A 12,508-nucleotide genomic window follows, 5' to 3' on the forward strand; every position below is an offset into this window, starting at 1 on the left:
GGCGCCTTACGAGAATGTCGTCATTTCCGGAGGCGTGATGCCCACGGGGGGCCAGCTGACCCGGCTTGATGTCGACAAGATCCGGTTCTGGATCTACGGCGGTGCACCGGACGATACGGTGATGATTCAGGGCACCGATGAAATCGTCGAGGATGCCTGCCTGGCAGACCCCGAGCCGTTCCTGATCGCGCCGCTCAAGTCCCCGGAGCCCCAGATCGGCATCCAGATTGAAATGCCGTTCACGGTCCTGGACCCGGCTGCCGAATCCGAGACCTGTGTCGCGGTCTTTGAAGACTTCTGCGATCTGATTCCCGAGCAATACCGAATCCCGAATTCGGACTTCTTCTACTACTACATCAATGAAATCCGGATGCCTCCGTTCAGCCACCACCTGCTGGTGCAGATGCCTGCGGTGAATTTCAGCGGAGGTTCCGTGGCTCCGGAACAATTCTCCGATTGGACGTGTCGCACCGGCGAGAGGGCCGGCCAGACCTGTGATCCCAGAGATCAGACGTTTTGTGGTGAGGGCCGATGCACGACGCCCATGGAGTTCTCCACTGCTTGCATCGGTTACGGTCCAGCCAACGGCAACAACCTGGCCACGTTTGTCGGGACCCAGCAGCCACAGTTTTACGCGGAGAACTATCAGGGCGTGTACTCGGTCGCTCCATGCCGAACGGTTGTTGCGTGGAATCTCCATGCGTTCAATTTGACGGCCGAGGAGGCCGAGATCACAGCTCAGGTGAACTTCGAGTTCGCCGATGATCGCCGCTGGCCCTCGCAGCGTCGGACCACCGATGGTGGAGGCGGTTTGGGACAGTTCGGTATCAGTCGCCTCACGGCCGAAGGTGCGGCCGCCTATACGGAGAACACCTTGTGTACGGACGTCACACTGCCCCGGGGTTGCTTCCTGACGGGTGCCGGTTCGCACAATCACCAACTCGGCGCCCGTGCCTGGTGGACGGATCCCAGCGGTAACATCTTCTATGACTCCCGGATTTATAATGATCCGGTGGTCTGGAAGGATGATAATCCGACCCAGTACTCGGGCAATCGGGCGTCCCGGACGTTCCGGTTCTGCACCTTGTATCGCAACGGGATCGACGAAAACGGCGACATCGATACGAGTCGCATGAGTCGTTCATCGAAGCGTCCCTACAGCTTCTTTGGTGGCACGGGTGGTTGCGAGCCTTATCGTTGTGTCAACGAAAGCCTCGGGGAGGAACGTCGCACGATCAATTGTGATGACGGTTCCAACAACTTCAGGGGCAACGATGCCGTGTGTGACTCGAATCCCAGCGCCGGAGACGGGTTCTGTGACGGTTGCAGTATTCAGGGAGGCATCACCACCCAGGACGAGATGTATCAGGGCAACCTCGAGTATTTCTGCCCGGATAATAACTGATCTCGCATCGAGAAATTCTTTGATGGTTTGGGGCGGCGCTGTTGTCCTTCGGGGTAGCGAGCGCCGCTCGTCATCCGGGATGTCACGCCGGATGGCCCGCGGATGGCCCCGACGCACGAAATAGAGATTGACGCGTCGCGTCGGGTTGTTCGGGGGCGATCTTCGCCCAAGCTCGAAGGTTCGCGCGAAAACAGAGCGACCAGCGCGGAAAAAGCGCCTTGGACAGGTTTTCGTGCCGTTTGGCACGACCTTCGCCCTTTACGCGTCGAAATCAAGATTTAATCAGGAAAAACTGTTTTGGCCATGATAAGAATCAAGGATCAGTCGCTATTTTTTGATTTAGATTTTGCTCAGGAGATCGCTTTATGAAGTCCAACGTCCCCTTCTCATTTTGCATCATGCTTTTTGCCGCGCTGTTGATGGCGAGCTGCGGCGGTTCCAGCAATTCCGGGGAACTCTGCCTGATCCCCGAAGGGTGCGATGACCCAATCGTCGAGCCCGAGCCCGAGCCTGAGCCCGAGCCTGAGCCTGAGCCCGAGCCTGAGCCTGAGCCTGAGCCTGAGCCTGAGCCCGACTGTGAAGTCGAGTATGATTCGACCTACGCGATCGTCCAGGAGATCTTCGACAACAATTGCGTTGGTTGTCACGGATCGAACAACCCGCTGGCCGGCCTCGATCTGAGCCCGTGGAACTCCTACGACGCAATCTTCGAGGTCCCGTCGAACCAGTCGGATTTTGATTTGGTCCATCCCGGCGACACCGAGCGGAGCTACCTCTATTCGAAAATCGCGGCGCCTTACGAGAACGTCGTCATTTCCGGCGGCGTGATGCCCTCGGGCGGTGCGCTGACCGAGCTTGAAGTCGATATTATCCGTTTCTGGATCTACGGCGGCGCCCCGGACGATACGGTGATGATTCAGGGCACCGATGAAATCGTCGAGGATGCCTGCCTGGCAGACCCCGAACCGTTCCTGATCGCGCCGCTTGCAGCCCCGGATGCCGCAGTTGGCGTCCAGATCGAGATGCCGTTTACGGTTCTCGACCCGGCTGGCGAATCCGAGACTTGTGTCGCGGTGTTTGAAGACTTCTGCGATCTGATTCCCGATGAATATCGAATCCCGGATTCGGACTTCTTCTACTATTATATCAACGAGATCCGGATGCCCCCGATGAGCCATCACATGCTGGTGCAGATGCCCTCGTCGACTTGGAGCGGAAACGCGGTGGATCCGTCGGAATTCTCCGATTGGACTTGCCGCACCGGCGAGAGGGACGGTGAGGCCTGTGATCCCAGAGACGAGGAGTTCTGTGGCGAGGGTCGATGTACAACGCCAATGGAGTTCTCGACCGCCTGTATCGGATACGGCCCGGCCAATGGCAACAATCTGTCCACCTTTGTCGGGACCCAGCAGCCGCAGTTTTACGCGGAGAACTATGAGGGCGTGTACTCGGTCGCTCCCTGTCGAACGGTCGTTGCGTGGAATCTCCACGCATTCAATTTGACGGCCAAGGAGGCCGAGATCACCGCTCAGGTGAACTTCGAGTTCGCCGACGATCGTCGGTGGCGCTCCCGAAGACAGACCACCGACAATGACGGGGGCGGTTTGGGAACGTTTGGTATTGCCCGTCTCACCCGCGAGGGTGCTGCGCCCTATACCGAAAACGTTCTTTGTACCGATGTGGAGCTGCCTCAGGGTTGTTTCCTTACGGACCTGAGCTCGCACAACCACAGGTTGGGTGCCCGCGCCTGGTGGACGAACCCTGATGGTGAAGTGATCTACGACTCGCGCATCTATAACGACCCTGTTGTCATGCGTTATGATGATCCGATCCAGTATTCGGAGGAAGATCCCGCGACTCGGACATTCAAGTTCTGTACTTTGTACCGAAACGGGATCGACGAAGACGGCGAGATTGACACCGAAAGCATGAGCCGCAACTCGTTCCGACCCTACGGATTCTTTGGCGGAGCGGGTGGTTGCGAACCCACTCATTGTGTCAACGAGAGCCTCGGGGAGGCTCGACGAACCGTCACCTGCGACGACGGCCGTGGCAACTACAAGGGTGATGATGCAGCGTGTGACTCCAGCCCCGGTGCCGGAGACGGATTCTGCGATGCCTGTCGAATTCAGGGCGGGATCACGACGCAGGACGAGATGTATCAGGGCAGCTTGGGTTATTTCTGCTTCGACAACTAACGATCTCGAATCGCAAAACCACCAGAGAGTGGCATAGGCGCCGCTGCCCATCCGGGCAGCGGCGCTTTTTTTGATCGCGGGGATTGTGCTTGCAGCGTTCTGTGGGCTCGCTACATCCTGAGAACCCGGGTTTTTCGATGCCGGGGCTGTGAAACGGAGGAAATCATGTCGGAAGAGAAGAAATTAGGCCTGGGCACCCAGGCGTTGCATGCCGGGCAGGAGCCTGACCCTACAACCAACTCCCGCGCGGTACCGATCTACGCGACGACCTCGTATGTGTTTAACGACACCGACCATGCGGCCAATCTCTTTGGTCTCGCCGAGTTCGGCAATATCTACTCGCGCCTGATGAATCCGACCAATGATGTCCTCGAGAAGCGCCTGGCGGCTCTCGATGGCGGCGTGATGGGGCTCAGCTTTGCCTCCGGTCAAGCGGCGATCACCGCAGCGATCCTGACCATCTGCCATGCCGGCCAGAACTTCGTGGCATCGACGAGCCTCTACGGTGGGACCTGGACTCTCTTCACCCAGACCTTCAAGAATCTCGGCATTGAAGTCCGCTTCTTTGACCCGGACCACCCCGAACAGATTCACGATCTCGTGGATGAAAATACACGTCTGGTCTACATGGAATCGATCGGGAATCCGAAAAACGATGTGCCTGACTTCAAGGCGATCGCGGACGCTGCACACTCGGCCCCGCATGGTGCGATCCCCGTGATTTGTGACAATACGGTGATGACGCCGTATTTGCTTCGGACCTTCGAGCACGGCATCGATATCAACGTCTACTCCACCACCAAGTTCATCGGCGGTCATGGTGTTCATATCGGTGGCGCGATTGTCGACAGCGGGAATTTCGTCTGGGCCGACCAGGCGGATAAATGGCCCGAGTTCTGCGGGGCCTCGCCCAGCTATCACGGTGCCGTCTTTACCGATGCGCTCGCGCCTCTGGGGAACGTTGCCTACACGATGCATATCCGCACCCATTGGTTGCGCGATACCGGGGCTGCGATGAGCCCGTTTGCCGCATTCCTTTTCCTGCAAGGGCTTGAGACCCTGCACCTGCGCATGCCTCGCCATTGTGAAAATGCGCAGAAGGTAGCCGATTTCCTGGAAGGGCATTCCGAGGTCGAGTGGGTCAACTATCCCGGTCTGGCCAGCCATAAGGACCACGCGCGCGCCAAGCAGTATCTGCCGGACGGACCGGGCGCGATTTTGGGCTTCGGCATCAAGGGTGGTCTCGAGGCGGGCAAGAAGTTCATCAACTCCCTGGAGTTGGCCTCGCATCTCGCCAACATCGGGGACGCAAAGACGCTGGTGATCCATCCGGCGTCGACGACCCACTCGCAGCTCACGCCCGAAGAGCAGCAGCAGACGGGCGTGGTCCCCGAGTACGTGCGTATTTCGGTCGGGATCGAAGACGCCGACGATATCATTGCCGATATCGAGCAGGCTTTGGTCAAGGCCGCCTCCTGATAGCCGCTCATCGCGCCCGGGCCTTGCCGCGGGCGCGATGAGCACCCTTGTCGATGGATGAATTTCTCCACAGCACGGATGGCCAGCGCAGCGCCAATCGCCTGAACCATTTGCAGGTGGCGCATTTCACGGAGCCGCTGGTGCTTGAGCGCGGGGCCTCCCTGCCGGAGTTCCGGGTCGCCTACGAGACCTACGGCACTCTGAATGCGGAACGCAGCAATGCCGTGCTGATTTGTCACGCGATCAGCGGGGACTCTCACGTCGCGAGCCATGATGCCGACGACGATCCGGGCTGGTGGGAAGAGCTTGTAGGACCGGGACGTGCGGTCGACACCAACGAACTTTTTGTCATCTGCTCGAATGTGCTCGGCGGCTGTCGAGGCACGACGGGGCCGGGCGATTGCCCGCCTGGGACGAGCCGCCCCTATGGCGCGAGCTTTCCGGCGATCACTCTCGGCGACATGGTGGACGCACAAGCTCGACTGATCGACTCGCTGGGGATCGAGCGTCTGGCGGCCGTGATGGGCGGATCGTTGGGGGGGCACCAGACGCTTCTCTGGGCGACCCGATATCCCGACCGGGTCGCGACCGCAGGGGTGATTGCGAGTTCGGCGCGCCTGACCAGTCAGGCATTGGCTTTTGATGTCGTCGCCCGGAACGCGATCCGAACCGATCCCGCCTATGCCGAAGGGCAGTACTACGAGCAGGAAGAAAAGCCCGAGAAGGGTTTGGCGATCGCCCGTATGCTGGGACATATCACTTACCTCTCGCAGCAGTCGATGGCGCAGAAATTTGATGTGGACCGTCATGAACCCCGCGAGATCGAAAGTGATTTCGAGCGACAATTTTCGGTGGGTTCCTACCTGGCCATGCAGGGCCACCGTTTTGTGACCCGGTTTGATGCCAATTCCTATATGACCATTTCGATGGCCATGGACCTGATGGACCTGGGTCGGACCCATGAGGCTCGCGTCGAATCTCTGCGGTCCTCCACGTGTCGTTGGATGGTCGTGAGCTTTTCCAGCGACTGGCTCTTCCCGCCTTCGCAAAGTCGTGAGCTGGTGTCCGCGCTCACGTCTTTGGGCAAGCCGGTTTCGTATTGTGAGGTGGAGTCCGACGGAGGTCATGATGGATTTCTGCTGTCGAGCGAAATCGCGACTTTCGGGCCACTGCTGGCGTCCCGGGTGGGCCTGAGCCAGCCAAAGTTGGCGGTACCCCGCACGGAAGACGATCGAATATTGGAGATTCTTCCCGCGGGTGCCTCGGTTCTGGATCTGGGCTGTGGTGATGGACATCTGCTGGCACGCCTGCAGGAGCGAAATCACGCGCGTCTCTGCGGGGTCGAGATCGAGACCGATCGCATCGTGCAGACAGCGCAGCACGATGTCGAGGTGATTGACTGCGACCTGAACCTTGGTCTGCCGGAATTTGACGACGCTCAGTTTGATTACGTCGTCATTTCATCGACGTTGCAGGTGGTTCCCAACGTCCGGACGCTTCTCGAGGATTCCTTGCGTGTTGGGCGGCGCGTGCTTCTGGTCTTCGCGAATTTTGCTTACGCTCCGATGCGACGGATGCTGGCCGAGGAGGGGTTGTCGCCAAAGTCGCCGGGCCCCTACGGTCATGACTGGTATGACACTCCGAACAATCGATTCCCGTCGATTCTGGATGTCCGCCATCTCTGCGATGAGATGGGCCTGTCGGTGGAAGAGGAGCATTACTATGCTGAAGGCCAACCTCTGATGGCGAAGCAGGCCACGGATCCGAATCGGAATGCCGAGACTGCCTTGTTTGTCCTCGGGCCTCGCTGACGCTCGTTCGGGAGAAAGGTCTGCGCGGGCGGCAGGTCCTACGCAGACGGATTCAGGCCACGTTCCATCTGGCGTAATTTGCGACCTCGGGTGGGGAATCCGTGGGGATGAACCTGGTCGAGAGGTACGATGCCGATCTCGCGCCGCGCCTGAACCAGAGATTTGCCGAGAAGGTCTTCGTAGTCGACGCAGGCCAGAGACGGCGTCTGCTGGCCATGCCGGTAGGCCCGGGATACAAATCCTACCCATCCGATTGGCTCCGACGGTTTGAGAAGGAAGAGGTAGGCGAGCAGAAGCTTGAGCGGCAGCAGAGGGATCTGGCCGGCGGTGAACGCATCGACGCCAACCTCACCCAGAATGGTGCGGTCATAGCCGGATACGACATGGAAGAGGTCGTGACTATTCGCCATCCGGCGGACGAACCAGCATTGGTCTTCGGTCCAGCCGAAGCGGGCCGCTTTTTCTTCAAGGTTGGCCGCGGCGAGGAAATAATCCGAAGTCCCCATGCCCGCGCCGCCCATATACTCCAGATAGGCCGCAGCGAAGCTGTCCGCGGGCATGGCGTTTAGTTGCTCGCGGTCAGCGAGGAGCGCATTCAGATCGCGGCGGGGGCGCTCGGCAAGCAGGGTCTGCCCGACTGGATGTGCCGCAAATCGATCGAACTCGCGTTCCACTGTCGGGCCGGCGAGCGCAAACATCGAATCAAATGCTGATTCCAGCCCGCCAGTGCCGCGCAAGAATCGAAACAAGTTGCCGAGCCCCTCGCCCCAATGCCTCTGGAGCCGCTTGGGGGCGGTTGATGGACCGACAGACTTGGCGGCAGAACCCATGGGCCAGGATCAGATGATTTGGTCGTTCTCGAAGGCTTCGAGCATATGCAGATCATCCCAGACCGGAATTTCCTCGGCCGCAAACAACTCACGGCTGCGATCGGTGATCGCACCGACGCGAACCAGAGCCGGCATCATGAGGTCCTTGAAGGAGTGGATCTGGCCGGGGGGCAGTTTGCCGTTGACGCCCGACATGCCAGCTTCCTGAACGCTCTGGAAGAAATCCATCGGGTCGATGTCGCACTCGGCGAGCATCTGCGTGAACCCGGGGTTTGGCGAAGGGATTTTATTGCCCTTGATGCCGCCATTGGCGTCGGCCATCAATTTGACGACTTCGAAGGCAAATTGGGCGATATCTTCGCGGTCGTCCGCATGCATCTCGGCGATCGACTCGCGCGTATAGAGGTTGCCGAACGCGACATGGCGGGCTTCGTCGCGGAGTACGCCTTCGGTCAGGGAGCGCAGGAGATCGCAGGTCGTCGATCGGCGCATATTGTGGAAAGCGGCGAGGGCGAGACCTTCAACGACCATATTCATGCCGATGGCGATCTTGACCCAATGGTCGGCGACCAGCGTCTTGTCGATCGTTTCCTTCAGCCAGGGAGCGATCGGATAGACAATGGCGAGTTTCCGAATGTATTTTTCGTAGACCTCGACGTGTCGGGCTTCGTCCATGGTCTGTGTCGCGGCGAAGAGCTTGCCTTCGTAATGGGGTACCGCATGGGTCAGGGTCGCAGCGGTCATCAAGGCGCCTTGCTCCCCGTGCAGAAATTGCGACAGGAGCTGGGCTGTCGAATGAGCCGTAAACTTTTCCTGTTGCGATTTGGAGAGCCTTTGAAAAAGAGGCAGGTCCTTGAGAGGCAATTGGCTCTCGGCCATCAGGGGTTTGCTTGGGTCGATCTCGACGCTCCAGTCGAGCGCCTCTTCGCCGTCCCATTGGTTCTGCTTGGCCTTGCTGTAGAGGCTCTGCAGACTTTCGAGTTCAATATCGTAGTTGAACTGCCAGGCCACGGACATGGACGCGTCGAACGTGTCTGCCGTAGTTTGGGGCTCGGTCGGGAGGTCCCTCATCGCTGTGGATTCCATGCTCTACTTCTAGCGGAGGCCCGCCCCGAAACTCCAGCCAAACGGGGTGTTTGGCGCTATCTGCGGGCTGAATGGCCCGAAAATCCGTTCAGTCAGCGAAAAGTTTGGTGTACGCGCCGTATCCTTCAGCCTCGAGGGACTCCGCGGGCACGAACCGGAGGGCCGCCGAGTTCATGCAGTAGCGTTTCCCGGTGCTCGCCGGGCCGTCGTTGAAGACATGGCCGAGGTGTGAATCGGCCGTTTTGGATCGGACTTCCGTGCGGGGGAGGATCATCTTGAAATCCGTGCGCTCGACGACGTTTTCCGGAACCAGAGGGCGGTCGAAAGAGGGCCAACCGGTCCCGGATTTATATTTATGGGTCGAGCTGAACAGCGGCTCTCCGGAAACGATATCGACGTAAATGCCCGGGTTTTTATTGTCCCAATAGGCGTTCTTGAAGGGGGGCTCCGTGCCATCTTCCTGCGTGACGCGGTATTGCATCGGCGTGAGTGTTTGCCGCAGTTCTTTTGCGTCTTTCTGGCTCTGAACCTCAGAGCTTGCGCCGAAGAAAAATGTCGTTCCCAGCAGTGCTGTGGGAATGCCGAGTCGTCGAATCCAAGTTGCCATTGCCATGATTTTCTCCTTCCTCATCCTAACGTGTTGGACGCAGGAGGAAAGGATCTGTTCACGCCCGGGCGGGCTGGGTTTTCGTTTGTTTTCAGGCCAGGCGCAGTAAACGATCGGCTGCTCGCGTATGCTCTGCGATCGGGATCTCGTAAGGACAGGCGCCCGCACAGGGTGCCGGGCAGCTGAGGCAGGCATCTGCCTTTGGCTCGAGCTGGGCATAAAGCCGCATGGCTTCCTTCTGTGCCCCGAAGCTCTCATAGTAGTTTTTATGACGGAGGACGTCGGCGATGGCGAGGTTCTCCGGGCAGCTGTCGAGGCAGATGCCGCAATGGGGGCGGCAGTGTGTCGCCTGCGTCAACTCGGCGTAGCGGTCGAGCAGGGCGAAGTCCTCGCGGGTGGGCACCTGTCCGGATGCGAAGAAAAACTCGTCGAGTTGGGCGCGCTCCCATAGCGAGATCACCAGACATGAGACGCTCGGGTTGGCGAGGACCCATTTGAAGGAGGCTTGAGTGAAGCTGTCGGCCTCGTCGCGCGACCAATCGAGTCCCTGGTGCAGTCCCCCGCGGAGGGTCTTCATCGCGACTACGCCGATATCATTGGCGGCGGCCTCATCGATGATCGCCTGCAGGCTCGGCCAGGCGCCGTGATGATAGGCCAGCATCAGAACGTCGAAACGGTCGCTTTCGATAGCGGCGCGCGCGACCGGCTCGAGATCGGGCGTATGGGTCGAGACCCCGAGGAATTTTGCCTTTCCCTGATCGCGCAGGCGATCGAAGGCCTCGTGAACGTTCTCGTCCATAAGCCGCTCGACCGTATTGCACGAGTGGATATGCACCAGGTCAACGTAGTCGGTCTGCAGTCGTTGGAGGCTGCCTTCCACCGCCGCCATATAGTCCCGGACGGAGGTGCCGGGCCCGAGGTGACCGCTGGTGGTGCAGAATTTGGTCGCGAGAAAAATTTGCTCGCGATATCCTTTCATGGCCTCGGCGAGCACGGTCTCGGACCCCGTTTCGGAATAGTCCGGGGCGGTATCGAAGTAGTTCATGCCCCTCTCGATCGCTTCGCGGGCAATCGCGGGCGTCATCCGACCGCCGCTCGAGGAACCAGTACCGATCGAGATATCCGAAACCATGGCTTCGGTTCGTCCGAGGCGGCGATAGGCCGCGATCTGCGTTCCCTCCCAATCCGAGTGGTAGCGATCGGCCTTGTAGGAGGGGCTTGGAAGGAAGATATTTTTGACGGTGGTCGAGTACCATCGGGAATTGGGTGCGATGGCCGCACCCAGGGTAGCGGCCAGACCGCTGGCGGTGCCGAGCGAGCCGAGAAGAACTCGCCGTTGCGGGCTGGCGGTGCTTTCGGTCTGACGATTCCGGAGTTTGCGCGCCCATGCGACCGTGCCGGCCACAGACCCGAGAACGCATACCAGCAGAAGGACCAGCGGCACCTTGCCCAATTGGCTGCTGTCGTACCCCTCGATCAAATAGCCGAGATAGGGTCCAAGGACGGCCCATGACAAGAGCACGGTAGCGACCCAGGCTGCGAAAACGAGTTTTCCCATAGATGATGTCCCCAAGGCAGGCGCCGTGACCGAGACGATAGAGACGGCCGCGACGCCGACCCTTTTAGCGGTTGATCAGGACCCCGCCGTCACACGTGATGACTTCCCCCACCGTGAAGGCACCGGCGCGCGACGAAAGAAAGATCGCGAGTCCCGCGATATCTTCGGCCGTGCCGACTCGTTGGCGTGGGTTGGTTCGCGCTACCGCATCCCAATCCGTATTTTCGACATCGCCGCCGCCACCGACCCCGGTGCTGAGCATCCACGTGGGGAAGGGCCCCGGCGCGATCGCGTTGCAGATGACGTTTCGTTTGACGAGGTGCGCCGAGAGCACGCGCGTCAGGTGATGAACCGCGGCTTTCGAAGGACCATACGAGAAGGTCTCGAAGGCGGGTGTGCTGAGGCCGTCGATCGAACCGACGTTGATCACCCGCGACGGATCCTCGCTGGTGGCACCGGCTTCGAGCAGGGGCAGCAGTTTCTGCGTGAGGAAGAAAACGCCCTTGACGTTGATATCCATCACCTTGTCCCAGCCGACTTCAGGGAACTCCTCGAGGGGGGCACCCCAGGAAGCACCGGCATTGTTGACCAGAATGTCGAGGCGAGACTCGCGTTTCTTGATCTCGCCTGCCAGCGCCTCGCAGCCCTCGACGGTCGAGGCGTCCGCGGGAACCGAGATGCATTCGCCGCCGAATTGCTCGCTGAGTCGTTTGGCGGTGGCATCGCAGACCTCGGCTTTGCGGGCGCTGATGTAGACCTTGGCGCCATTGGCCAGAAATCCCGCGGCGATCATTTCGCCGATGCCGCGTGATCCGCCGGTGATCAATGCAACTTTGCCTTCGATTGAAAAGAGATTTTGTATTTTCATGACCCTCTTTTCATAGCTGGGATTCCTCCCGATGTTGAGTCCTCTCACGGACGCTGTCGTGGGGGCAGTCCCGCAGCGGCATAGATGGCATCGATTGCCCGCATATTCCCCACGCTGTCGAGGCCCGAAGTAGGGCAGGCATCTTTTTGCCCCCGGCAGGCGGCGAGAAAATGCTCCAGTTGATGGGTGTAGGTGGTCTGGCCCGAAATCGACTCGGGCAGCTTGTTGTCGGCGGTCTCCAGCGTCAATTTGTGACCGAGATGCGGGGCCAGCGGATTCAGGACGCGCAGCGTACCGTCGCGACCGTGCACGGATAATGCGGCCTCGAAGCGAACATCGGCCTGCATATCGCAATGAATCCGGGCCGAGGCACCGCCGGGAAAGGATAGCCGGGCGCTCATGGCCGCGTCCGTGCCGCCCGCATCGGCCTCGGCGTGAGCCTCGAGGATCTCGGGTTCCTCGCCGGTCACGGTGCGCACCCAATGCAGCGGGTAGCAGCCAAGGTCCATCAGGGCGCCGTCGCCCCGGCCCGGCTGCCAGCGGAAGTTGCTGCGGTCTTCGACCGGAACCAGAAAAGATGCCTCCAGCTCCTGCAGAGGGCCGAGGACCCCGCTGGCGATGATGTCGAGCACGCGCGCAAAGAGCGGGTGGTAGCGGTAATGAAAC

General features: G+C 59.9%; 9 protein-coding genes and 1 pseudogene. 4 read left to right on the plus strand and 6 right to left on the minus strand.

What is annotated here, in order from left to right; translation table 11 throughout:
- The 4 genes from P8K07_05045 to P8K07_05060 all read left to right on the plus strand — a co-directional run.
- Window positions 1-1,405, plus strand: a 1,405-nt coding sequence (locus P8K07_05045; protein ID MDG1957891.1) for a hypothetical protein, incomplete at its 5' end; no start/stop codon positions are given.
- Between the two features lie 365 nt (window positions 1,406-1,770).
- On the plus strand, window positions 1,771-3,603 hold the full coding sequence (locus tag P8K07_05050) for a hypothetical protein (GenBank protein ID MDG1957892.1): 1,833 nt from the start codon (window positions 1,771-1,773) through the stop codon (window positions 3,601-3,603).
- A gap of 165 nt (window positions 3,604-3,768) precedes the next feature.
- Window positions 3,769-5,082 (plus strand): O-acetylhomoserine aminocarboxypropyltransferase/cysteine synthase, encoded by a 1,314-nt coding sequence (locus P8K07_05055; protein MDG1957893.1) that lies wholly within the window; start codon window positions 3,769-3,771, stop codon window positions 5,080-5,082.
- Window positions 5,083-5,135: 53 nt separating this feature from the next.
- Window positions 5,136-6,893, plus strand: coding sequence for a homoserine O-acetyltransferase (locus P8K07_05060; protein ID MDG1957894.1), 1,758 nt, complete (start codon window positions 5,136-5,138; stop codon window positions 6,891-6,893).
- A 38-nt stretch (window positions 6,894-6,931) separates the two neighbouring features.
- Here the strand turns inward: P8K07_05060 and P8K07_05065 are convergent, their stop codons facing one another.
- The 6 genes and pseudogenes from P8K07_05065 to P8K07_05090 all read right to left on the minus strand — a co-directional run.
- Window positions 6,932-7,723 carry a Coq4 family protein gene (locus P8K07_05065; GenBank protein ID MDG1957895.1) on the minus strand — a complete coding sequence of 264 codons (792 nt, stop codon included), beginning with the start codon at window positions 7,721-7,723 and terminating at the stop codon, window positions 6,932-6,934.
- A gap of 9 nt (window positions 7,724-7,732) precedes the next feature.
- Complete coding sequence (locus tag P8K07_05070; GenBank protein MDG1957896.1) at window positions 7,733-8,809, minus strand: ferritin-like domain-containing protein; 1,077 nt, start codon at window positions 8,807-8,809, stop codon at window positions 7,733-7,735.
- A gap of 88 nt (window positions 8,810-8,897) precedes the next feature.
- A pseudogene (gene msrB / locus P8K07_05075) lies at window positions 8,898-9,314 on the minus strand (peptide-methionine (R)-S-oxide reductase MsrB).
- Window positions 9,315-9,507: 193 nt separating this feature from the next.
- Entirely contained in the window at window positions 9,508-10,974 is a 1,467-nt protein-coding gene (locus P8K07_05080; GenBank protein MDG1957897.1) for an aldo/keto reductase, read from the minus strand.
- Window positions 10,975-11,038: 64 nt separating this feature from the next.
- Complete coding sequence (locus P8K07_05085) at window positions 11,039-11,842, minus strand: SDR family oxidoreductase (protein MDG1957898.1); 804 nt, start codon at window positions 11,840-11,842, stop codon at window positions 11,039-11,041.
- A 44-nt stretch (window positions 11,843-11,886) separates the two neighbouring features.
- The coding region (locus P8K07_05090) for a Gfo/Idh/MocA family oxidoreductase (GenBank protein ID MDG1957899.1) at window positions 11,887-12,508 on the minus strand (622 nt) is incomplete at its 5' end.

Source organism: Candidatus Binatia bacterium, assembly GCA_029248525.1.
In the GTDB taxonomy this organism is placed as follows: domain Bacteria; phylum Desulfobacterota; class Binatia; order UBA12015; family UBA12015; genus UBA12015.